The 24003-nt window shown below is 30.2% G+C and carries 27 protein-coding genes and 1 tRNA gene; 25 read left to right on the top strand and 3 right to left on the bottom strand.

Annotated elements, in window-relative coordinates:
* Positions 1 to 40: 40 nt before the first annotated feature.
* The 5 genes from tenA (at position 41) to yidC (ending at position 3924) form a co-directional block, all read left to right on the top strand.
* Entirely contained in the window at positions 41 to 730 is a 690-nt protein-coding gene (gene tenA, locus HMPREF2881_RS01270; protein WP_002488134.1) for a thiaminase II, read from the top strand.
* On the top strand, positions 723 to 1544 hold the full coding sequence (gene thiD / locus HMPREF2881_RS01275) for a bifunctional hydroxymethylpyrimidine kinase/phosphomethylpyrimidine kinase (protein ID WP_002455065.1): 822 nt from the start codon (positions 723 to 725) through the stop codon (positions 1542 to 1544). Before tenA ends, thiD begins: the two co-directional genes overlap by 8 nt.
* Entirely contained in the window at positions 1537 to 2325 is a 789-nt protein-coding gene (gene thiM, locus HMPREF2881_RS01280) for a hydroxyethylthiazole kinase (protein WP_002448660.1), read from the top strand. Before thiD ends, thiM begins: the two co-directional genes overlap by 8 nt.
* A 2-nt stretch (positions 2326 to 2327) precedes the next feature.
* A complete protein-coding gene (thiE, locus tag HMPREF2881_RS01285; protein ID WP_002448695.1) occupies positions 2328 to 2966 on the top strand; it encodes a thiamine phosphate synthase in 639 nt (212 codons plus the stop codon).
* Positions 2967 to 3054: 88 nt separating this feature from the next.
* Positions 3055 to 3924: a membrane protein insertase YidC gene (yidC, locus tag HMPREF2881_RS01290; RefSeq protein ID WP_002455066.1), complete on the top strand. Its 870-nt coding sequence runs from the start codon at positions 3055 to 3057 to the stop codon at positions 3922 to 3924.
* Positions 3925 to 3981: 57 nt separating this feature from the next.
* On the opposite strand, the gene HMPREF2881_RS01295 is transcribed toward yidC, so the two are convergent.
* Both HMPREF2881_RS01295 and cls read right to left on the bottom strand, forming a co-directional pair.
* The gene (locus tag HMPREF2881_RS01295; RefSeq protein ID WP_002448635.1) at positions 3982 to 4629 is read right to left on the bottom strand and encodes an HD domain-containing protein; all 648 of its coding nucleotides are present in this window, start codon (positions 4627 to 4629) and stop codon (positions 3982 to 3984) included.
* A 34-nt stretch (positions 4630 to 4663) separates the two neighbouring features.
* Entirely contained in the window at positions 4664 to 6148 is a 1485-nt protein-coding gene (gene cls / locus HMPREF2881_RS01300) for a cardiolipin synthase (RefSeq protein ID WP_002448646.1), read from the bottom strand.
* 165 nt (positions 6149 to 6313) lie between these two features.
* Here cls and csoR point away from each other — a divergent pair, with 165 nt between their 5' ends.
* The 3 genes from csoR to HMPREF2881_RS11610 all read left to right on the top strand — a co-directional run bounded on the left by csoR (position 6314) and on the right by HMPREF2881_RS11610 (position 7082).
* Positions 6314 to 6607 (top strand): copper-sensing transcriptional repressor CsoR, encoded by a 294-nt coding sequence (csoR, locus tag HMPREF2881_RS01305; protein WP_002437530.1) that lies wholly within the window; start codon positions 6314 to 6316, stop codon positions 6605 to 6607.
* 15 nt (positions 6608 to 6622) lie between these two features.
* Positions 6623 to 6832 (top strand): putative copper chaperone CsoZ, encoded by a 210-nt coding sequence (locus HMPREF2881_RS01310; RefSeq protein ID WP_002448674.1) that lies wholly within the window; start codon positions 6623 to 6625, stop codon positions 6830 to 6832.
* A 112-nt stretch (positions 6833 to 6944) separates the two neighbouring features.
* Positions 6945 to 7082: an Lmo0850 family protein gene (locus HMPREF2881_RS11610; protein WP_002437525.1), complete on the top strand. Its 138-nt coding sequence runs from the start codon at positions 6945 to 6947 to the stop codon at positions 7080 to 7082.
* Positions 7083 to 7242: 160 nt separating this feature from the next.
* Here the strand turns inward: HMPREF2881_RS11610 and HMPREF2881_RS01315 are convergent, their stop codons facing one another.
* Positions 7243 to 8427, bottom strand: coding sequence for an FtsW/RodA/SpoVE family cell cycle protein (locus HMPREF2881_RS01315; RefSeq protein WP_002448689.1), 1185 nt, complete (start codon positions 8425 to 8427; stop codon positions 7243 to 7245).
* A gap of 373 nt (positions 8428 to 8800) precedes the next feature.
* Between HMPREF2881_RS01315 and HMPREF2881_RS01320 the strand changes: the two genes are divergently transcribed.
* The 17 genes from HMPREF2881_RS01320 to HMPREF2881_RS01400 all read left to right on the top strand — a co-directional run bounded on the left by HMPREF2881_RS01320 (position 8801) and on the right by HMPREF2881_RS01400 (position 23945).
* The gene (locus HMPREF2881_RS01320) at positions 8801 to 9871 is read left to right on the top strand and encodes a D-alanine--D-alanine ligase (RefSeq protein WP_002488143.1); all 1071 of its coding nucleotides are present in this window, start codon (positions 8801 to 8803) and stop codon (positions 9869 to 9871) included.
* Positions 9872 to 9886: 15 nt separating this feature from the next.
* Complete coding sequence (gene murF, locus HMPREF2881_RS01325) at positions 9887 to 11242, top strand: UDP-N-acetylmuramoyl-tripeptide--D-alanyl-D-alanine ligase (RefSeq protein ID WP_002448671.1); 1356 nt, start codon at positions 9887 to 9889, stop codon at positions 11240 to 11242.
* A gap of 231 nt (positions 11243 to 11473) precedes the next feature.
* A complete protein-coding gene (locus HMPREF2881_RS01330) occupies positions 11474 to 12985 on the top strand; it encodes a degradosome RNA helicase CshA (protein WP_002448713.1) in 1512 nt (503 codons plus the stop codon).
* A gap of 248 nt (positions 12986 to 13233) precedes the next feature.
* A complete protein-coding gene (locus HMPREF2881_RS01335) occupies positions 13234 to 13713 on the top strand; it encodes a PH domain-containing protein (protein WP_002448666.1) in 480 nt (159 codons plus the stop codon).
* On the top strand, positions 13703 to 15205 hold the full coding sequence (locus HMPREF2881_RS01340; RefSeq protein ID WP_002488149.1) for a PH domain-containing protein: 1503 nt from the start codon (positions 13703 to 13705) through the stop codon (positions 15203 to 15205). Before HMPREF2881_RS01335 ends, HMPREF2881_RS01340 begins: the two co-directional genes overlap by 11 nt.
* The gene (locus HMPREF2881_RS01345) at positions 15198 to 15674 is read left to right on the top strand and encodes a PH domain-containing protein (protein ID WP_002448662.1); all 477 of its coding nucleotides are present in this window, start codon (positions 15198 to 15200) and stop codon (positions 15672 to 15674) included. The genes HMPREF2881_RS01340 and HMPREF2881_RS01345 overlap by 8 nt, the downstream gene beginning before the upstream one ends.
* Positions 15675 to 15701: 27 nt before the next feature.
* Positions 15702 to 16055: a holo-ACP synthase gene (gene acpS / locus HMPREF2881_RS01350; RefSeq protein ID WP_002448655.1), complete on the top strand. Its 354-nt coding sequence runs from the start codon at positions 15702 to 15704 to the stop codon at positions 16053 to 16055.
* A gap of 42 nt (positions 16056 to 16097) precedes the next feature.
* On the top strand, positions 16098 to 17243 hold the full coding sequence (gene alr, locus HMPREF2881_RS01355) for an alanine racemase (protein WP_002448692.1): 1146 nt from the start codon (positions 16098 to 16100) through the stop codon (positions 17241 to 17243).
* A gap of 85 nt (positions 17244 to 17328) precedes the next feature.
* On the top strand, positions 17329 to 17499 hold the full coding sequence (gene mazE, locus HMPREF2881_RS01360; RefSeq protein ID WP_002448681.1) for a type II toxin-antitoxin system antitoxin MazE: 171 nt from the start codon (positions 17329 to 17331) through the stop codon (positions 17497 to 17499).
* Positions 17496 to 17858: a type II toxin-antitoxin system PemK/MazF family toxin gene (locus HMPREF2881_RS01365; protein WP_002448688.1), complete on the top strand. Its 363-nt coding sequence runs from the start codon at positions 17496 to 17498 to the stop codon at positions 17856 to 17858. Before mazE ends, HMPREF2881_RS01365 begins: the two co-directional genes overlap by 4 nt.
* Positions 17859 to 18229: 371 nt before the next feature.
* Positions 18230 to 19231, top strand: coding sequence for a SpoIIE family protein phosphatase (locus tag HMPREF2881_RS01370; RefSeq protein WP_002448679.1), 1002 nt, complete (start codon positions 18230 to 18232; stop codon positions 19229 to 19231).
* 85 nt (positions 19232 to 19316) lie between these two features.
* The gene (locus HMPREF2881_RS01375) at positions 19317 to 19643 is read left to right on the top strand and encodes an anti-sigma factor antagonist (protein WP_002448686.1); all 327 of its coding nucleotides are present in this window, start codon (positions 19317 to 19319) and stop codon (positions 19641 to 19643) included.
* Between the two features lie 28 nt (positions 19644 to 19671).
* Positions 19672 to 20124 carry an anti-sigma B factor RsbW gene (gene rsbW / locus HMPREF2881_RS01380; protein ID WP_049335593.1) on the top strand — a complete coding sequence of 151 codons (453 nt, stop codon included), beginning with the start codon at positions 19672 to 19674 and terminating at the stop codon, positions 20122 to 20124.
* Positions 20099 to 20869: an RNA polymerase sigma factor SigB gene (gene sigB / locus HMPREF2881_RS01385; RefSeq protein ID WP_002448709.1), complete on the top strand. Its 771-nt coding sequence runs from the start codon at positions 20099 to 20101 to the stop codon at positions 20867 to 20869. Before rsbW ends, sigB begins: the two co-directional genes overlap by 26 nt.
* Positions 20870 to 20995: 126 nt before the next feature.
* Positions 20996 to 23143, top strand: a complete 2148-nt coding sequence (locus HMPREF2881_RS01390; protein ID WP_002448676.1) for a Tex family protein — start codon at positions 20996 to 20998, stop codon at positions 23141 to 23143.
* Positions 23136 to 23588 carry a SprT family protein gene (locus HMPREF2881_RS01395; RefSeq protein ID WP_002488148.1) on the top strand — a complete coding sequence of 151 codons (453 nt, stop codon included), beginning with the start codon at positions 23136 to 23138 and terminating at the stop codon, positions 23586 to 23588. Before HMPREF2881_RS01390 ends, HMPREF2881_RS01395 begins: the two co-directional genes overlap by 8 nt.
* Positions 23589 to 23859: 271 nt before the next feature.
* Positions 23860 to 23945, top strand: a tRNA-Leu gene (locus tag HMPREF2881_RS01400).
* Positions 23946 to 24003: the final 58 nt, after the last annotated feature.

The following is a 24003-nucleotide window of genomic DNA, read 5'->3' on the forward strand; positions in this document are numbered from 1 at the left end:
ACGTTGAAATGTAGTTTTTTTATTTAAGGAGGAATAGTTAATGAGTTTTTCAGATGAATTAAAGCAAGCGTCAAAGCCAATTATTGAAGAGATTTATAATGATGGTTTTATTCAAGATTTATTAAAGGGAAAATTATCAAAACAAGCAGTACGCCAATACTTACGTGCTGATGCTTCTTATTTAAAAGAATTTACTAATCTATATGCTTTACTTATTCCTAAAGCACCTACTATGAAAGAAGTAAAATTCTTAGTAGAGCAAATTGAATTTATGTTAGAAGGCGAAGTAGAAGCTCATGAAATTTTAGCGGACTATATTAACGAACCTTATGAAGAAATTGTAAAAGAAAAAGTGTGGCCACCTAGTGGAGACCATTACATTAAACATATGTATTATCATGCTTATACTCATGAAAATGCTGCATACACTATAGCTGCAATGGCACCATGTCCTTACGTATATGAAGTGATTGCTAAATGGGGATTAGAAGATTCAAATCTTAATAGAGATGCACTTACTGCTAAGTGGTTTGATTTTTATAGCACTGAAATGGCACCTTTAATTGAAGTATTTGACCGTTTGTTAAATGAACTTACAGAACATTGTACCGAACAGGAAAAAAGAGAAATTAAAGAAGCATTTTTACAAAGTACTGTACATGAACGTCATTTCTTTAATATGGCATACATTGATGAAGAATGGGATTTTGGAGGAGCAAATCATGAATAAACCTAAGATTGCGTTAACAATTGCTGGTACTGACCCTTCTGGTGGCGCAGGAGTTATGGCAGATTTAAAATCATTCCATGCTTGTGGCGTATATGGAATGGCTGCTATTACAAGTATTGTGGCTCAAAATACTAAAGGAGTTCAACATATCCATAATCTAGAAACTAGTTGGGTTAAAGAACAATTAGATAGCGTGTTTGATGATGAATTACCTCATGCAATTAAGACTGGAATGATTGCTACACATGAAACGATGGAACTGATTCAAACATATTTAAAAAATCATAGCGATATTCCCTATGTTATCGATCCAGTTATGCTAGCTAAAAGTGGCGATTCCTTAATGGATGATGAAACAAAAAAACATCTTCAGAAAACGCTCTTACCATTAGCGGATGTCGTGACTCCTAACATTCCAGAAGCTGAAGAAATTACTGGCTTGAAAATTGATACTGAAGATAATATTCGTAAAGCAGGTCATATATTTATAAATGAAATAGGAAGTAAAGGTGTAGTAATTAAAGGCGGTCATTCTGCTGATTTAAATAATGCTAAAGACTTTTTATTTACTAAAGATGATGTCTATACTTTTGAAGAGAAGCGATTTAATACGCCACATACTCATGGTACAGGTTGCACATTTTCAGCTGTGATCACAGCCGAACTAGCTAAAGGTAAAACCATTTATGAAGCTGTAAAAAAAGCTAAAAAATTTATTTCATTAAGTATTGAACATACACCTGAAATCGGTCAAGGACGCGGCCCGGTAAACCATTTTGCTTATATGAAGAAAGTAGGTTTAGACGATGAATAGTTTAGAAAAGATAAGACAAGAGAATCCACTAGTAGTCTGTTATACCAATGATGTGGTTAAAAACTTCACTGCGAATGGACTCTTGAGTATTGGTGCAAGTCCAGCAATGAGTGAAGCTCCAGAAGAAGCAGAAGAGTTCTATAAAGTAGCAGGGGCACTGCTTATAAATATTGGAACATTAACTAAAGCAAATGAAAAAGATATTTTAGAAATTGGAAAAATTGCTAATCAACAAGGTACACCCATTGTATTTGATCCAGTTGCTGTAGGTGCATCAACATATCGTAAACAATTTTGTGAATCTTTTCTTTCTGAAATAAATGTTTCTGTAATTAAAGGTAATGCATCTGAAATTCTTACTTTAGTAGATTCAAATACTACAATGAAAGGCACTGATGGAGAAACAGACTTAGATGTAGTGACAATTGCTAAAAAAGCTTATGAAAAATATCAAACAGCAATTGTTATTACAGGTAGAGAAGATGTTATTATTCAAGATAATCAAATTGTCAAATTATCAAATGGTTCTCCATTACTTGCAAAAATCACAGGCGCGGGTTGTTTATTAGGCAGTTTAGTTGCTGGATTTTTATTTAGAAATACACATCCGTCATTACAAGTATTAGAAGAATCAGTAAGTTATTATAATATCGCCGCAGAGATTGCTGAAAAAAGCGAAAAAGTTAATGGACCTGGAACATTCTTATCTCAATTACTTGATGAAATGTATCAACTTAACTATGATACTTATAAACAATTTGTAAAACGTAAAGAGGTTTAAATATGTTTGATTCAAAAAGCTTACAAGTCTATTTTATATGTGGAACACAAGACATCATCGGTGATCAAAATATTAAAGATGTTTTAAAAGCAGCATTAGAATCAGGAATTACATTATTTCAATTTCGAGAAAAAGGGCCAAATGCTTTAGTAGGGGATGAAAAAGAAGCATTAGCTAAGGAATTAAAAACACTTTGTCATGAGTATAAAGTACCTTTTCTAATTAATGATGATGTGGATTTAGCTGAAAAAATTGATGCAGATGGTATACATGTAGGTCAAGATGACGAAATAATTGCTTCTTTTGCTAATCGTTTTAAAAATAAAATTATAGGGTTAAGTGTAGGAAACGTAAAGGAATATCAACAATCAGATTTAGAACACGTAGATTATATAGGTGTAGGTCCAATGTATGAGACATCTTCAAAATCTGATGCAAGTGCCCCTGTAGGTCCTGAAATGATTGCAACATTAAAAAATATTAATCCAAGCTTACCTATGGTTGCTATAGGTGGTATTACTGAAGACAATTGTGAACTTATAGCTAAAGAAGGCGCTGATGGTGTGTCAGTTATTTCAGTCATTACACATAGTCAAAATATTGACAAGACTGTTAATAAATTAAAGCACTATTTCAAATAAATATCTCTTTTTTTCAGTTTTTGTTTTCTAGTACACCCTATCTATGATAAAATTATTTCTACGTGAATATATCAATAGAGGTGTAAAAATGAAGAAGAAAGCGCTACTACCTTTGTTATTAGGGGTAATGGTCTTTTTAGCTGGATGTGACTATTCCAAATCTAGTAATAGAAATGGATTTTTCTACAATACATTCGTTGAACCAATGGCTAAAATTCTACATTGGTTAGGCCATTCTGTTTTTCATGATGATTATGGTATTGCAATCATCGTTTTAGTATTAGTTATTCGTATTATCTTATTGCCTTTCATGCTATCAAACTATAAAAATAGCCATATGATGCGTGAAAAAATGAAAATTGCTAAACCTGAAGTAGAAGGTGTACAAGAAAAAGTTAAGCGAGCACGTACTCAAGAAGAAAAAATGGCTGCTAATCAGGAAATGATGGAAGTTTATAAGAAATATGATATCAATCCTATGAAGAGTGCTTTAGGCTGCTTACCTGTTTTAATTCAAATGCCTATTGTTATGGGATTATATTTCGTATTGCGTTATCGTATTGGTGGCGGTATTACAGAACATCCACATTTCTTATGGTTTAATTTAGTACATCCTGATATTTGGATTACTATTATTGCCGGTGTGTTATACTTTATTCAAGCATGGGTGTCAAGTAAACAAATGCCTGAAGAACAACGTCAAATGACTTATATGATGATGATTGTTTCACCTATTATGATTATTTGGATTTCATTAAGTTCAGCTTCAGCACTAGGTTTATATTGGTCTGTCAGTGCGGCATTCTTAATTATTCAAACATTCTTTGCAAATAAACATTATGAAAAAGTTGCAAAACAAGAAATTGGACCTATGGTTGAGGCACATAAAGAAAATAATTCAAATAAAAAAGGTAAAAATACGCAAGTTGTTTCTAAAAATAATAAGAAGAAAAAATAATATAAGCATAATACGATAAAAAAGTAGGAAAAGATAGATGATCTTTTCCTACTTTTTTTATTCTTCTAAGTGCCACTCGCTATAAAATTGAGATAAAAATAGTTTCATAAATTGATGACGTTCTTCAGCTAGTTGAAATCCTGTTTGTGTATGCATTAATTTTTTTAATTTTAATAACTTATCATAGAAGTGTCTAATAGCAGAAGGAGGTAAATCAACCATATCTTTTTCTGAAGGAATTGAATGATAGGGAGATTCTGTCCACATCGGCTCATTGAAATGTCCAGAAAATTGAAACGTTCTTGCGATACCTATAGCACCAATAGCATCTAAGCGATCAGCATCTCTAACGATTTGTCCTTCGATTGGAAGTGTAACATCGTTATTTCTACCATTTCGATAACTCAAATGTTTGATAATAAAAATAATATTCTTTTGAACAGTATCATCCAATTCTATTTTTTTAAAAAATTGATGTAATTCGCTTAAAGCATGGTGTTTATCAGTCAATTTATCATCTATGACGTCATGCAATAAAGCTGACAATACTATTGTAAGAAAATCGCCTTGATGTTCTTGTTTGGCAATATATTTAGCTAATAATGTGACACGTTCAATATGTGCAATATCATGTCCAGAGTAATCATTTTTATGAAATTGGTACATATATTCTTTAGCTAATAATATTTGTTCTGCTTGATTCATAAACTACTCCTTTAAAAACATGTATTGAATGAGTTTAAAGAATAGGTGATAATAATTGAGATATGCCTTCTTTAAACTTAATCCAAGTACTACGTTGATTATATAATTCTTTAGTCAACTCATATGAGACTTTCATATCTTTAATAAATGCTTTTTTAAGTTGAAGAGAAATATCTTCGTCATAAATGAACGCATTCACTTCGAAATTTAATGAAAAACTACGATTATCCATATTTGCTGTACCTACAGTAGCAATTTCATCATCGACAATGAGTGTTTTTGAATGTAGAAATCCATTATTATATTGATAGATTTTAACACCTGCGTCTAATAAAGAAGCGGCATTTTTTAACGTAGCCCAATAAACAAAAGGATGATCGGGTTTACATGGAATCATTAAATTAACTTCAACACCACCTAAAGCGGCAATTTTTATGGCATCAATAAAAGCTTGATCAGGAATAAAATAAGGTGATTGAATATAAATAGAATGTTTTGCTGACATAATCATCTTTAAATAGCCATATTTAATTTGTTCCCAGTCTTCATCAGGACCACTTGAAGCGATTTGAACACCAATCTCGCCGCCTGAATCTACATCAGGAAAATATCTATCTTCATATCTGATATTGTCACGTGTTGATTGTGAATTCCAATCTAAGATGAATCTTAATTCTAATGCATTGACAGAGTCACCTTCAAGTCTTAAATGAGTATCTCTCCAATAACCAAATTTTTTATCTTTACCAAGGTATTCATCACCAACATTAAACCCCCCAACATAACCAATCTTGCCATCTATAATTACAATTTTTCTATGATTACGGTTATTCATTCTTAAATTGATTAAGGGCAATTTGGAAGGGAAGAAGGCTTCTGCGTGTCCACCTTTGTCTTTAAACTGTTTCAAATCTTTCTTGCGTAATGTTCTTGAGCCCATATCATCATATAACATTTTAACTTCTATACCATCTTCAAGTCTGTCTTCGAGTGCCTTTAAAATACGACGTCCAAGATCATCACTTTTGAAAATATAGTATTGAATATGTATATAATCTTTAGCATTCTGAATATCTTCAATTAATGCGTCAAATTTAGCATGACCATCTGTAAAGATTTTTATACTGTTATCAGTAGTTAAGAATGCAGCATTATTATAGAGTAACATGTGCACCATTTCTTTAAACTTAACAATTTGATGATTACCTTTAGAAAAATCATCTTTTTCAAGTGCATTTAATTGCTCATCAACTATCATAGCTAAACCTTTACGATCTTCTTTTTTTAATTTGAAAATATGTTTGCGTTGTATTTGACGCCCTAATAATAGATATAAAATAAATCCTACTATCGGTAGAAATACAAGAACTAAAAGCCACGCCCAAATGGAACCTGCACTACGACGTTCCATGAAGATAATGATAAATGCGAAAATCAAGTTTAATATAAAGGCAGTGATTAATATGATGTTAATAATTAAAGAAGAGTGTGAGAAAGATAATTGCACGATCTCTACCATATTAATTAATTGAACCTCCTAAATCGTTTAAAATTAATGTACTAACAAATATTGTACCATGCACTATAATAAATGGTATGATTAATTTTTAAAATAAAAATGTATAATTGACGTAATAAAGAGGAAATTATACGATGATATAGAAGCTATGAAAGGGTGAATTAGTTGGAAAATCAAAATCATGCCCATCATTCTGAGCAAGTTAAATTAAATTTAAAATCTCGATTAAATCGAATAGAAGGACAAGTTAAAGCAATTAATCGAATGATTGATGAAGACGTCTACTGTGATGATGTATTAACTCAGATAAGAGCAACACGTTCAGCACTTAATAGTGTTGCTACTAAGTTACTAGAACATCACATGAAAAGTTGTATTATGGAAAAAATAAATCAAGGTACTGAAGAAGAAGCAATGGAAGAACTACTAGTGACATTTCAAAAACTAGTGAAAGATTAGTTAGGAGATTGTAATATGTTAAACAGTAATATTGTATTTATAGATAACATTGAAACAGAAGAACAAGCACAAATGTTAAATGAACGTTTGTTAAATATGATTGGAGTACATACGGTATCAATCGATATAGAAAGAAATAAGATTAATGTTGAATATGAAACACCTACTAATTTAAATAGTATTGAAAAAGAAATTTATGACGCTGGATTTAAAGTACTTTCATAATAAAAAGCTTTAGTGTAACTTAAATAATTTAAAATAATTTTCAAATATAGTAGTAAAGCATGACTAATTAGGGTAGTATATCATTGAAGGTCAAAAAACGAGGTGAGATACCATGAACAAATCAGATAAGTTACAAAATGTAGTCAAATTATTATCATCTTTAGGCGTCAATATCAAAAAAACAAAATCTCGTTTCGACATTATTAATACTTTGCCTACCACAAAAACCGTTACTCAAGAACTTAAATAATATGTGATTGAAAAAAGTCTGAGACATTATTAGTTGTCTCAGACTTTTTTATGTGTTGGAGATACATTGCTGAAGTGGAACGATAAAGTCAAAATGAGTTTTGTTTCATTCTCATTCATACTATTTTCATGTTATTAACTGAATTAAAATATATTTATTATTAAGCATCTTTTGACGCTGGCTTTTGATGGTAATAAATAGAAAGTATAACACCAATACCTAGCATTAAACTCCATAATGCGCTACCACCATAACTAATAAATGGTAGTGGTATACCTGTAATAGGTAAGAGTTGAATCGTCATACCGATATTTTGCAAAATATGGAAGACGAGTAAAGAAATATAACCAATTAAAAATACCTTATTAAATGATGAAGTTGTTTTTATAGCTAAACGGATAAGATGGAAAATTAAAGCTAGGAATATAAGAAGTAATATCACTGCTCCAATAAATCCAATTTCTTCTCCAATGACAGAAAAAATAAAATCGGTATGGTTTTCTGGAATGTATACTTCTCCGTGATTATAACCTTTACCAAATAATTGACCGGATCCTATAGCTTTTAACGATTCTGTTAAATGGTAGCCATCTCCATTACTATAAGCATAAGGATTCAACCATGAATTGATTCGACCCATTTGATACATTTTGATATGTAACGTTTTCTCAATCAGAGAGGGTTTATATATAATGGCTAAAATAATACTACTTCCTAATATTGCTACAGTAATAAAGATAGGGGCGAGAATACGCCATGTAATACTACTCACTAGCATGATTCCAACAATAATGGCACATAGAACCAATGTAGTTCCTAAATCATTTTGAAGTAAAATTAATATCATAGGTACTAGAGATATGCCAATAATTTTAAAAAATAAGATTAAATCAGTACGAAAAGATTTATTAAATGTAAATCGATTATGATTAGAAACGATTTTAGCCAAGGCAAGTATCAAAATAATCTTCATAAATTCTGAAGGTTGAATACTAATTGGACCAAAAGCATACCAACTTTTAGCGCCATTAATAATAGGCGTAATAGGTGTTTCAGGAATGATTAATAAACCTAGTAGTAAGATACAAAAGAAGATATACCATATATATGTATTATTTTTTATTTTTTTGGGAGAAAAAATCATCACAATAAGTGCTAGTATTGCTCCTAAAATATAATAGATAATTTGACGAATACCAAAATTGGCACTATATTGGCCGCCACCCATAGCAGAACTGATTGTAGTCACACTAATGATGGCTAAAATCATTATTAATGCTATAAGTATCCAGTCAATTTTTCGAAGCCAATGTGTTGTAGGCTGTTGACGGGATGAAAATTTCATAAAAAACTCCTTAAATTCTATGGGATAGTATATATAGATTTTACATGACTTTATATGATTATGCTACAAAATATAGAAGATGATATAAAGTCGGAGCGGTTTAATCTAAAAAATAACCATTAACATGAGCGGACTATTCTTTAAGAAATTTATATATTTATTTATTGGTAAATGCAAAAAACACTGATACTGTGATAATATGGACATTTAGAAAGAATAATTTAAATTACATATCGTTAAAGAAAAGTATAATGAACAATTTAAACTTAATACATTATAGTATTATAATTATGATGAGAGAAACAAAAGCGTAATTAAACTTCAATTTATAAATGGCTTTTGTCATTATTTTTTTCGATGGAGGATATAAAACATGGTAAAAGAAAATATTTGTATCGTATATGGTGGTAAAAGTGCTGAGCATGATGTATCAATTTTAACAGCACAAAATGTATTAAATGCGATTAATAAAGACAAGTATCTTGTAGATATTATATATATTACAAATGATGGTCAATGGAAGAAAAAAGAAAATATTACAAAAAATATTAAAACCGTTGAAGAATTACATTTAGAAGACATAAGTCCTGGAGAAATTACATTACTTTTAAAAGAAAATGGGGAAGGAAGTAAATATGATGCTATTTTCCCATTATTACATGGACCAAATGGTGAAGATGGTACCATTCAAGGTTTATTTGAAGTGCTAGATTTGCCATATGTAGGAAATGGTGTATTAGCTGCATCAAGTTCGATGGATAAATTAGTAATGAAACAATTGTTTGAACATCGCGGTTTACCACAACTACCTTATATTAGTTTTTTAAGAAGTGAATATGAAAAATATGAAGGTAATATTATTAAACTCGTTAAGGATAAATTAACATATCCAGTATTTGTAAAACCTGTTAACCTTGGCTCTAGTGTGGGTATCAGTAAATGTAATAATGAAGATGAACTTAAAAAAGGGATTGAAGAAGCATTTCAATTTGATCGTAAGTTAGTAATTGAACAAGGTATTATTGCACGTGAAGTAGAAGTTGCAGTTTTAGGTAATGATTATCCTGAAACAACATGGCCTGGAGAAGTAATTAAAGATGTTCAATTTTATGACTATAAGTCAAAATATAAAGACGGTAAAATCAGTTTACAAATTCCAGCAGATTTAGATGAAGAGGTTCAAATGACGTTACGTAATATGGCATTAGAAGCATTTAAAGCTACAGATTGTTCTGGATTAGTACGTGCCGATTTCTTTGTGACAGAAGATAATCAAATCTACATTAATGAAACAAATGCGATGCCTGGTTTTACAGCATTTAGCATGTATCCAAATTTATGGGAAAATATGGGATTATCATACTCTGATTTAATCACTAAATTAATTGATTTAGCTAAAGAACGTTACGAAGAAAAAAAGAAAAATAAATATACTATCGATTAAGCGAGGAGCCTAAGTATGATTGAAGTTTCATTAAAACAAATTCAAAAATGGATATCTTGCGATATTGATGAAGCATATTTAGAACATCAAATTAAAGGAGTCACTATCGATTCTCGTCATGTAGAAAAAGAGATGTTATTTGTTCCATTTAAAGGTGAAAATGTAGACGGTCATCGTTTTGTAGAACAAGCACTAAAAGATGGGGCTGGTGCTTCATTTTATGAAAAAGGACAGGATATTAGCGATTCAATTCAAGGACCTATTATATGGGTTGATGATACATTAACTGCTTTACAACAATTAGCTAAAGCGTACTTAAAGCATGTTAATCCAAAAGTAATTGGAGTGACCGGTTCTAATGGTAAAACAACAACAAAAGATATGATTGAAAGTGTGTTACATACCGAATTTAGAGTCAAAAAAACACAAGGTAACTATAACAATGAAATTGGTTTACCTTTAACCATTCTTCAATTAGACAAAGACACAGAAATTTCTATTTTGGAAATGGGTATGTCAGGATTCCATGAAATTGAATTGTTATCTAAAATTGCGGAACCTGATATTGCGGTTATCACAAATATTGGTGAATCTCACATGCAAGATTTAGGTTCTAGAGAAGGTATTGCTAAAGCCAAATCTGAAATTACTATTGGTCTTAAATCTGATGGCACATTTATATATGATGGAGATGAACCACTTCTAAAGCCCCATGTTGAAAATGTGAAAAATGCAAAACTTGTTAGTGTTGGTTTAAATCATGAAAATACATTAGTATGTAAAGTTGAAAATAGTAAAAATGATGGCATAGCATTTATGATCAATAACAAGGAACATTATGAATTACCAATTTTAGGTATTCACAACATGAAAAATGCTACTATCGCTATTGCAATTGGACATGAACTTGGTTTAGATTACAACACAATTCAAAAGAATATAAGTAATGTACAACTCACAGGTATGCGTATGGAACGACATGTTACTGATAATCAAATTACGGTTATTAATGATGCTTACAATGCAAGTCCAACAAGTATGAAAGCGGCTATTGATACATTAAGTCATATGAATGGACGTAAAATCATTGTACTCGCTGATTCTTTAGAATTAGGTGAAAATAGTCAACGTATGCATGAAGATGTAGGTGCTTATTTAGAAGATAAGGGTATTCATACGTTACTTACTTACGGTAATGATGCTAAGTTTATAAGTCGTACAGGTGGTCACTTTGTGGAAGATGTAGCTTATTTTTCAGATAAAAATGAACTGACTCATTACTTAAAGTCTATTTTGCAACCTGATGACAAAGTGTTAATTAAAGGGTCACGTGGTAATAAACTTGAAGAAGTAGTAAATGCTTTAATTTAATTATTCATTATAATTAAGAGTTGCTTAGAAATGAAAGGTTTCAAAGCAACTTCTTTTTATTATTTTAATAGAACAAATACTCTACTTAAAAACGTTACTTGCTGTAGATATGAAAATTGCTTTATTGCTATAACTATTTTTAGGTGGTACTATATAGAAGTTGACGTAATAAGAAGACCTTATATACAAAAACGTATATTGATAAATAAAAGAATTAAAAGGAGAATTATATTGCAAAATTTTAAAGAATTAGGGATTTCGGATAAAACGGTAAAAACCCTAGAAGAAATGGGTTTTAAAGAACCAACACCGATTCAAAAAGAAAGTATCCCTTATACATTAGAAGGAAAAGATATCCTTGGACAAGCTCAGACAGGTACGGGTAAAACAGGAGCTTTTGGTATTCCTTTAATAGAAAAAGTTGTTGGAAAATCAGGTGTTCAAGCTTTAATTTTAGCACCTACAAGAGAATTAGCAATGCAAGTTGCTGAACAATTACGCGAATTCAGTCGTGGACAAAATATTCAAGTTGTTACTGTCTTTGGTGGTATGCCAATTGATAGACAAATTAAAGCGTTAAAACGTGGGCCTCAAATTGTAGTAGGAACGCCAGGACGTGTTATCGATCATTTGAATCGTCGTACATTAAAAACGAATGATATTCATACTTTAATTTTAGATGAAGCGGACGAAATGATGAACATGGGCTTCATTGATGATATGAGATTTATTATGGATAAAATCCCTGCTGAACAACGACAAACAATGCTATTTTCAGCGACAATGCCTAAAGCTATTCAGACATTAGTACAACAATTTATGAAATCACCACAAATTGTTAAAACGATGAACAATGAAATGTCTGATCCTCAAATCGACGAATACTATACAATTGTTAAAGAGTTAGAGAAATTTGATACATTTACTAATTTCTTAGATGTACATCAACCTGAGTTAGCTATTGTATTTGGTAGAACTAAACGTCGTGTAGATGAGTTAACAAGTGCATTGCTTACTAAGGGTTACAAAGCAGAAGGATTACATGGAGACATTACACAAGCCAAACGTTTAGAAGTACTTAAAAAATTCAAAAACGATCAAATTGATATATTAGTTGCCACAGACGTTGCAGCACGTGGTCTTGATATTTCAGGTGTAAGTCACGTATATAACTTTGATATACCTCAAGATACTGAAAGTTATACACATAGAATTGGACGTACAGGTCGTGCAGGTAAAGAAGGTATTGCTGTTACGTTTGTTAACCCAATTGAGATGGATTACATTCGTCAAATTGAAGAAGTCAATGACAGAAGAATGAAAGCTTTAAGACCACCTCATCGTAAAGAAGTGCTTAAAGCACGTGAAGAAGATATTAAAGACAAAGTTAAAAACTGGATGTCACGTGAGAGTGAAGATCGTTTAAAACGTATTTCTAGTGAATTATTAGAAGAATATGATAGCACTGAATTAGTAGCTTCATTATTACAAGAACTTGTTGAAGCAAACGATGAAGTTGAAGTTCAATTAACTTTCGAAAAGCCACTTGCAAGAAAGAGTCGTAATAATAAAGGTAATCAATCAAGACGTGGTGGTAAACGAAACAATAAATTTAACAACAAAAATAAACGATCAAAAGGTAACTTCAATAAGAAAAAAGGTAAAAAACAAGATCGTCGAGATAGACAAGATAAAAGAAAAACATCTATCAAAGGTCGTACGTTTGCTGATTTACAAAAATAGTTGTTATAGATAAGATTAAATTTGCTTGATTGAGCTTGAGACATATGTTTATGTCTCAAGCTCTTTTTGATTATAAGTTTTACCTATTAAATTTATAAATGATTGTACTAATAATGTTTTAAAGAAAAAGAGGATAGTTGATCGTATTTAAATAGATAGTATTCAGTTTTGTTTTTTCATTAACATCTATCATATTATTTTAAAAAAATAGTATGATATAATATAAAAAAATTGTTAAGGAGTTTATTGTGCAATTACATCACTCTTTTCATAAAAGTCCTAAATCCGCATTTTTATATCATTGGTTGGTAAGTGGAGTCACATTACTAATAGAGCTCATTATTTTAGGTGGTGGGTTGTATTGTTGGAAAGCATTTCACTGGCCCCATTTTATTTTTTATATTCTACTTGTATTAACTATTTGTTCTTTTATTCGTTTTATTCTACAACCCATCAATAGATACTCTTATAGATTTTATAATATAGAAAATAATAACATAGAAATTTTAAATACTTTTATTTTTAAAAGCTATAAAACAACAAAAATTGAAAGGTTACAACTTTTAAAGGTTAAAACAAATCCGTTATTGAAAAAGTTTAATCTTAAGAGAGTCATTGTTGTGACTGCAGGTCATGAACTCACAACACCTTTTGTTTCTAATAAAGAAGCAGAACGATTAATATTACATATCTTATCACAAATGCGAGGTAGTAATGATGATATTTAAACCTCAAAAATTACATCCGATTTCTTATTTCACAGGTCTAATAGATGTTATAAAGCAAAACATTTTTGTTATTATCGTGTTTATTGGATTTAATATATGGAATTTTGATTTTACAAATATTAGACATTATATTGGACCAGGTATCTTTTTATTGATTATTCTTTTTTCTATGATTAATCAATTTCAAAAAGTACGTCTAACGCGTTATTGGATAGAAAATGATCAATTTATAGTCACATCTGGATGGTTAAATAAAAAACGCAAAGAATTAAATTTGAATCGAATTCAATCCTTAGATACCACACAAGGACTGCTTAATCAATTAGTAGGTGGCGTACGATTACAAATTAAAACGCCGAGTGATGGTATTGAACTTGAAACGATTTCGAAACAACAAAGTGAATTGATTGAACGTACAATTAAAAAAAGACAACTTCAGTTAGACAGTCAAGAAATAGAGCCTGATAATAAGCCTAATAATAGCGAACAAGAATTAATATCTGAAGATAGTAGTAATAATGAAGTAATATTTAAAATGTCTAATAAACTGTTGATTTTCATGGCATTGACAAGTGGCGTGATAGGGGTAGCATTCGCCACTATTTCCCCCATTATAGGTGCGTTTGAAGATGTTATCCCGTGGGAAAAATGGACGTCTCGTCTTTTTCAATGGATACAGTCAGTTACGTTTTTAGTGACTATTATTATATTGACTGTACTTATATTTTGTTATGTTATAGGTACTCTAATTGTTGTTCTACGTTATTATAACTATACAATCACACAACGTGATAATGAGTTAAAAATTACTTATGGATTACTAAATGTAAAAAATATCACAGTGCCTATTGAACGATTACAAGCAGTTGTAGAAAAACAGTCATTTATTAGAAAGTTATTTGGATATACCTCTATATACTTTATTATTACAAGTGATTTAGAAGTTAAATCTAATGAAGATGTAAGTGAAAACGGAAAAATTATGATTCTTCCATTTATTAATAAAAAAGAGGCATATTCTATTATTAGAAAATTAATTCCTGAAATGCAATTTAACGCTATCACTGAAAATGTACCAAAACGAGGATATCATCGACATTTTTTTATACCTAGTATCATATTAATTCTTGGTGCAACTATAGGTGCTTACTATTGGAGTATATGGAGTTATATGATAGCCATAATTATTATTATCTTTATGGCAATTTATGCGTATGTGTATATATCTGCTTCTGGATTATGCAATAGAAAAAATGAAATTGCACTTCGTCAAGTAAGTATGATGCATATTAATTCTTATTATTTTAAAAAGGATAAAATTATTGGTATGAATGTTAATCAAAATCCATTGTTAGAAAAGAGCCATTTAGCACATTTACATTTTATTATAGCTAAGGGTGCGGTAAATGAAGATATTAAGCTGAAATATGCTTCTGAAAAACAGGTTCAATTAAATATTGAGACCTATTTAGGAGGGTCTAAGATTGAGTGAACATAGTTTTATGAATACAAGTGGTCTAAAGGTGATGAGAATCACATCATTGATAGGGCTTATAATTATTACTGTTTTTTTATTTCTACTCAATATGATAGATGTGTATTTTACTCATATATCAAAATTTTCAATTAATATCATTATTTCTGTAGTAATTATATTGCTTTATATCATGCTATTTATTATTGTTATTCCGCTTCTGAGATATCATTATTTCAGTTATTACTATGATGAAAACGAGATTCATATTAAAAACGGTATCATAACTGTTGAAACAAATATTATACCGTTTTATAGAATACAAAATATAGAGGTCATAGAAGGATTCATAATGAGAAAATATAAGTTAGCACATCTTCATTTATCTACTGCAGGTGGAGAATGCAATATAGAACTAATTGCAAAAAAAGAAGCGATTTATTTAAAACAAATGATTCAAAATAGAAAACACGAACTATATGAATAATAAAGGATAATTAAGTGAGGTGTAGATATGATACATGGTATTGGTATTGATTTAATTGAAATTGACCGAATAAAAGACGTGTATATTAAACAAAGTGATAAATTAATACATAGAATACTAACAGATCAAGAACAGCAAAAATTTCACTCTTTTAAAAATGATAAAAGAAAATTAGAATTTTTAGCAGGACGATTTGCAACTAAAGAAGCATTTAGTAAAGCATTAGGAACAGGGTTAGGAAAAACGGTAGCATTTAATGATATTGATTGTTATAACGATGAAAAGGGGAAACCTTGCATCGAATATCCTGGTTTTATTGTTCATGTCTCGATTACGCATACACAACATTACGCAATGAGTGAAGTAATATTAGAAAAATAAACCATATCAATTTTTTATAAGTTTAAATAAGGAGGACTTCATATGTCAGATGTTGCTTATAGACCGACATATTTAAATGTAGATCTTGATGCCATTCTATACAATTATAATATTTTTAAAACACTTCAAAGTGATAAGTTAGTGATTCCTGTAATTAAAGCGAATGGATATGGATTAGGAAGTGTAAAAATAGCAGAGATTTTAGAAAATAATGGGGCTCAATTTTTTGCAGTTGCTACTTTAGATGAAGCCATTGAATTACGCTTACATAATATAAATGCTAAATTATTAGTTTTAGGTGCGATATCACCGAAAGATATAAATAAAGCGATTCAATATGACATTACTTTAACTGTACCTTCACAGTTTTGGTTAGAACGAGCGATTCATTATATAGAAGATAACTCAGATCATGTATATCTTCATGTGAAATTAGATACAGGAATGGGAAGACTAGGGATTAAAACGCTTGAAGAGTATCAGTTAGTCATTAATCTTATTAAAGAACATCCAACTCTTATTTTTGACGGCGTCTTTACTCACTTTGCCAATGCAGATGAACCTGGTGATTCAATGAAACAGCAATATGCATTTTTTGAAGAGTTGGTAACAAAAGCAGAGCGACCAAAATATATACATGCTCAAAACTCAGCAGGCGCTTTATTAGCAAATTGTAAATTATGCAATGCGTTAAGACTTGGAATTTCACTATATGGTTATTATCCTTCTGAGTATGTTAGAAATGAAGTTGATGTTCAATTAAAACCAAGTGCTAAATTAATGACTCAAGTTGTCCAAACTAAATATTTAAATCCCGGAGACTCTGTAAGTTATGGAAGTACATTCACTGCAACTGAAAAAATGAAAATAGCGGTTTTACCAATTGGATATGCAGATGGTTTCTTAAGAGCTATGCAAGGATTCGCCGTAAATGTCAATCAACATCAATGTGAAATCATTGGAAGAGTATGCATGGATCAAATGATTATTAGTGTACCAGATGATGTGAAAGAAGGAGATGAGGTTATTTTAATAGATAACAATTTAAATTCTTCACAAGCAGTAGAGGCATTAGCTATAAAACAAAATACAATTAATTATGAAGTTTTATGTAATTTAGGACGCAGACTTCCAAGAATATATTATTTAAATAAAAAATTTGAAGTTACAAATGAATTATTAAATTAGTATAGTCACTTGTTACAAAATTTGTTATTATAAAACTAAATTAAAGTTTATAATGTCTTGTTTGTATCAATTGGAGGTTCATAGTATGTTAACTTTTAATCAGAATAGAAGCCATAGTCTTGAACAATCACTAAAAGAAGGCTATGTCCAAATGGCCGATTTAAACCTCTCCCTAGCAACTGAAGCATTTCCATTAGAATGTGAAGCTTGTGATTGTAACGAATCATATCTTACATCTAATTATAAAAGTGAATGATTAGAAGAGGCGATGTATATTTAGCTGATTTATCACCAGTTCAAGGGTCTGAACAAGGGGGAGTAAGACCTGTAGTTATCATTCAAAATGATACTGGTAATAAATATAGTCCTACAGTAATCGTTGCTGCGATTACTGGTAGGATTAATAAAGCGAAAATACCAACACATGTAGAAATAGAAAAGAAAAAATATCGTTTAGATAAAGATTCAGTCATTCTTTTAGAACAAATACGAACATTGGATAAAAAAAGATTGAAAGAGAAACTTACATATTTATCAGAAGATAAAATGAAAGAAGTTGACGATGCATTGGATATCAGTTTAGGTTTACACGATGTTTGTCCTCAAAAAAATTAGTATTTTATATGTATAATCCAAAAAATACGAAATAAATTTTTGAAATAAATCAATTGTACTTTTGAAAAGTTTTAATTAGACTAATTTCGGTCGAATTCAATGATACTATTGAGTAAGTTTATGACTATTTAGAGATGTCGCAGTAGTTAACTGAATTGAAAATATTTAACTCAAGTTTTCAATTTCAATTAACCTTGCGGGGGTAAGACAGCATATTCACAAAATGAATACTGTCTTGCTCCCTTTTTAAGTAGAAGAGTTATTTTAGAATAATATACATTTAGCATTAATGAATAAATTTAAAATGTTGTATTGTGTCAGACAATATTTAAACATGTTTTAATCAGCTATGAAGTAAGGAGGCAAAATTCGTGGAAGAATTTAAAAAAAACTATAAGCAACTTATAGATGAGAGTTTGGTTACTAAAAATAAAGAACAATTTTTAAAGAAGTGCGATGAATTCACTGAAGAAGTAATCAAAAAGGATATTCTACCAGAGGATGTTGTTGATTTACATAAAACGTATATTGCTTCTTTAAATTTAAAAACATCTCAAATCTTAGATACATTAGATGTATTAGAAGAAGTAGTAAAAGGCTTTGGATATAGCTATAGAGATTATCAAAATTTAGTTGATAAAATGCAATTCCACGATAAAGAAATTGACTTAGCCTCTAGACTTCAACAAACGATGTTAAAAACAGATATTCCACAGTTTGATAGTATACAAATAGGTGTTATTTCAGTAGCTGCTCAAAAAGTAAGCGGGGACTATTTTAATTTAATTGATCATAGAGATGGTACGATGAGTTTTGCTGTAGCAGATGTTATAGGGAAAGGTATTCCAGCAGCATTAGCAATGAGTATGATTAAATTTGGAATGGATTCATATGGTCATTCACAATTACCAAGTGATGGTTTAAAACGACTCAATCGTGTGGTAGAAAAAAATGTTAATCAAAATATGTTCGTCACGATGTTTTATGGACTATATGAAGAAATGAATCATTTATTATATTGTAGTTCAGCAGGTCATGAACCAGGATACATTTATAGAGCTGAAACTGAAACATTTGAAGAAATTGAAGTTCGAGGAAGAGTACTTGGTGTAAGTCAACATACGCGATATAGTCAACAAGAAATTCCAATATATTTAGATGATTTAATTATTATTTTTACTGATGGTGTAACAGAAGCTAGAAATAAAAAAGGGGAGTTTATTGCAAAAGATACTGTTCTTAATTTAATTAGAAAATATAAGCATATGCATCCCCAAGATATTGTTCAAATCTTATATGAAGCCATTTTAAAAATACAAAATACGCAAAAAAGAGATGACATGACAATTTTAATAATAAAAAGAGTGAATTAATTATTTAATTTTTTGATTATATTATAATAATAATGGGTATAGTTGCTATAGTATACATATCGAAAAAGATTAGGAGTGTAAGTAAATGAATCTTAATATAGAAACGATAACCCATGATGATTATTATGAAGTTATTGTTGGTGGAGAGTTAGACGTATATACAGTACCTGAGTTAGAAGAAGTACTTGTGCCTATGCGCCAAGAAGGAAATCATGACATTCACGTGAACTTAGCAAATGTAAGTTATATGGATTCAACGGGTTTAGGCTTATTTGTAGGAACATTAAAGGCTCTAAATCAAAATGATAAAGAATTATATATTTTAGGTGTCACAGATAGAATTAGTAGATTATTTGATATTACGGGTTTAAAAGATTTAATGCACGTTAATGAAGGAACGGAGGTAGAGTAATTTGTCACTCAAAAATGATTATATTGAAATGAAGTTACCTGCCTCAGCAGAATATGTAAGTTTAATTCGCCTTACTTTATCAGGGGTATTTACAAGAGCAGGTGCTTCATACGATGACATTGAAGATTCAAAAATTGCAGTAAGTGAAGCGGTTACTAATGCTGTCAAACATGCATATAAACATAGTGAACAAAATGGTATGATTAATATTTGTTTTGAATTATTTGATGACAAAATTAAGATTATTATTTCAGATCAAGGTGAAAGTTTTGACTACGAATCTACAAAATCAAAATTAGGGCCTTACCAAGAAAACGAAAATATCGACTTCTTACGTGAAGGTGGACTAGGTCTATTTTTGATTGAATCATTAATGGATGAAGTAAAAGTTTCAAAAGAGTCTGGTGTAACAATTAGTATGATTAAGTATATAAAAAAAGAGCAGGTGCCAAATAATGACGAAAGAGTCGAAATCAGTTAATGAGATATCACCTGAACAAATTAACCAATGGATTAAAGAACACCAAGACAATATAAATCCTTATGCGCAAGATAAATTAGTTAAACATTATCGCAAACTAATTGAATCATTAGCATATAAGTATTCAAAAGGACAATCACATCATGAAGATTTAGTTCAAGTGGGTATGGTTGGTTTAATAGGTGCTATTAACAGATTTGATATATCTTTCGATCGCAAATTTGAAGCATTCTTAGTGCCAACTGTTATTGGTGAGATTAAAAGATATTTACGAGATAAGACATGGAGCGTTCATGTTCCTAGAAGAATTAAAGAAATTGGTCCAAGAATAAAAAAAGTGGGCGATGAACTTACGAATGAACTCGGACGTTCTCCTTCAATTTTAGAAATTGCGAACCGTTTAGAAGTAAATGAAGAAGAAGTGTTAGAAGCCATGGAAATGGGTCAAAGCTATAACGCACTTAGTGTAGATCATTCAATTGAAGCAGATAAGGATGGTTCTACAGTTACATTGTTAGATATTATGGGTCAACAAGATGATAATTACGACCTTACTGAAAAACGAATGATTCTTGAACGTATTTTACCAATCTTATCTGATAGAGAAAGAGAAATTATTCAATGTACTTTCATTGAAGGATTAAGTCAAAAGGAAACTGGTGAACGTATTGGACTTAGTCAAATGCATGTATCTAGATTACAACGAACTGCAATACGAAAATTACAACAAGCTGCTAGGCAATGAAATTGAGGAGCGACCAATGAGTTCATATTGAATTCTATGTCGCTCCTTTTATTGTTAGAAAATGTATTGTAAAAATAAAGATATGTTAAAATTAAATAGAATTTATATACAAAGAGTGGTTATAACATGGAAAAGACATTAATTAATGATATTGTAAAAAAATATCAATTTTTAGAAAAACAAGTCATAGCTGTATTAAATCTATTAGAGGAAAATAACACAGTACCTTTTATTGCAAGATATCGAAAAGAAGCAACTGGTGGTTTAGATGAAGTTCAAATTAAACAAATATCTGATGAATATCAATATGTAGCGCATCTTCAAAAACGTAAAGAAGAAGTTATACATAATATTGAACAACAAGGTTTACTTACTAATGAATTAAAGCAAGACATTCTTCAGCAAACAAAATTACAACGTGTAGAAGATTTATATCGTCCTTTTAAACAAAAAAAGAAAACTAGAGCAACTGAAGCAAAACGAAAAGGATTAGCACCATTAGCTCACTTTTTAATAGAAGGACAAAGTATGAATGTACATGAAGAAGCTAGAAAATATTTAAGTGAAGAAGTTAAAACAGTTGATGAGGCAATTCAAGGTGCTCAAGATATTATTGCTGAACGTATTTCGGATAATCCTAAGTATCGACAACGTTTACTTAAAGACGTTTATTATCAAGGAAAGATTGTGACAACAAAGAAAAAACAAGCAAATGATGAAAAAGAGATATTTAGTATGTATTATGATTATTCTGAGCCTATAAAAAGAATAGCTAATCACCGAATTTTAGCAATGAATCGTGGAGAAAAAGAAAAAGTATTGTCAATTAAAATTGAATTTGATACTACTTCAATAGAAACATTTATACAATCGCAAGAAGTAAAAAAAGCTCATCAACTAGTTGAATATATTGAGTCTGCAGTTAAAGACAGTTTAAAACGTTTAATCATGCCTTCAATTGAAAGAGAAATTCGAAATGATTTAACTGAAAAAGCAGAGCATCACGCTATAGAAGTGTTTAGTGAAAATTTAAAACATTTATTATTACAGCCTCCTATGAAAGGTAAACAAATTTTAGGTATCGATCCAGCATTTAGAACTGGATGCAAATTAGCTGTTATCAATCCTTTTGGAACATTTATTGCTAAAAGTGTTATATATCCTCATCCTCCAAAATCTAAAATAGAATTGGCAGAAAAAGAATTAGTTAGAATGATAACTGAAAATAATGTTGAATTAATTGCAATTGGTAATGGTACAGCAAGTCGTGAAACAGAACAATTTGTAGCAAATGTAATAAAAAAATATCAACTAAATGCTCAATTTATTATTGTAAATGAAGCAGGGGCTTCTGTATATTCTGCCTCTGAAATAGCAAGAAATGAATTTCCAGAGTTTCAAGTTGAAGAACGAAGTGCAGTGTCTATTGGTAGACGTGTGCAAGATCCACTTAGTGAATTAGTAAAAATTGATCCTAAATCTATTGGAGTAGGACAGTATCAACATGATGTAAACCAAAAAGAACTTGAACAAGCGCTCACATTTGTCGTAGAAACTGCAGTTAACCAAGTAGGTGTAGATGTAAATACCGCTTCAAAATCTTTACTGCAATATGTTTCGGGATTATCAAGTACCATTGCTCAAAATATAATTGATTATCGTGAAGAAAATGGATCCATAAAGCATCATTCTGAAATAAGCAAAGTAAAACGTTTAGGTAGTAAAACGTTTGAACAAAGTATCGGATTTTTAAGAATTGTTAATGGTAAAGAACCATTAGATAATACATCTATTCATCCAGAAAGTTATCAAGCAACATATCAGTTTTTAGAAAGTTTACAGCTATCAATTGATGATTTTGGTTCAGATAAACTTAAACAAACACTTAGTGATATTAATATTGAAGAAAAATCAAATGAAATTGGAATAGGCAAACCAACACTAGAAGATATTGTAAAATCTCTTAAAACGCCAAATCGTGATCCTCGTGATAGCTACGAAACTCCACAGTTAAAATCTGATATATTATCAATCGAAGACTTGTCTAAAGGTATGAAGTTAAGTGGAACAGTTAGAAATGTAGTAGATTTTGGAGCATTTGTAGATATAGGTGTTAAACAAGATGGTTTAGTTCACATTTCAAAATTATCAAAGAAATATGTTAAAAATCCTATGGATATTATTAGTGTAGGAGATATAGTTGATGTTTGGATTTTAAATATTGATAAAAATAAAGAAAAAGTATCATTGACTATGATTAATCCTAATGAATAATAAAGTGCTTCAAAAGTTAGTGGAAACAACTTCGCTTGATCATTTTAACCAACCTTTTAAACATAAAGCTTATTTTAATTCTCGATTACGAACAACAGGCGGACGATATGTATTATCTACACATCATATTGAGATTAATCCGAAGCAATTTTCTTGTTTTGGAAAAGATGCTTTAATAAATATCATAAAGCATGAACTATGTCATTATCATTTACATTTATCCGGAAAAGGTTATCAACACAAGGACCATGACTTTAAAATGTTAAGCAATAAAGTTCAAGCTCCAAGATTTTGTCAGCCGATTCAAAGCTATGAAGAAAGAGCAAATTATATATATCAATGTTGTAAATGTAAGACTACGTATCTAAGGATTAGAAAAGTTAATATTGATAAAATGAGATGTGGTAAATGTGGAAGTAAATTGAAATTAAAGATGTATTTATAAATAAATTTAAATATGAACAAATAAGATATTACTAATATAACAATGTCCTTTAAAAACCTACAATATTGTAGGTTTTTAAATTTTTTAATAAAAACTATTGACTTATGTTAAAAAAGTATGTATTATAGATATCGTTGTATTAATGAATGAGGTAAATATTAAAAAATAGTAAATTTATTTAAAATAATATTAAAAACTTATTGACTTTTTATTACAAATCATTTACAATAAATAATGTTCTCGATAATTAATAAATTATTGCGTTTTGCCAGCGGTCGTGGCGGAATGGCAGACGCGCTAGGTTGAGGGCCTAGTGGGAGAAATCCCGTGGAGGTTCAAGTCCTCTCGGCCGCACCAAATCAATTTCAATTATTATATACTGCGGGTGTAGTTTAATGGCAAAACCTCAGCCTTC

Origin of the sequence: Staphylococcus sp. HMSC057A08, assembly GCF_001812925.1 — a bacterium.
In the GTDB taxonomy this organism is placed as follows: Bacteria; Bacillota; Bacilli; order Staphylococcales; family Staphylococcaceae; genus Staphylococcus; species Staphylococcus hominis.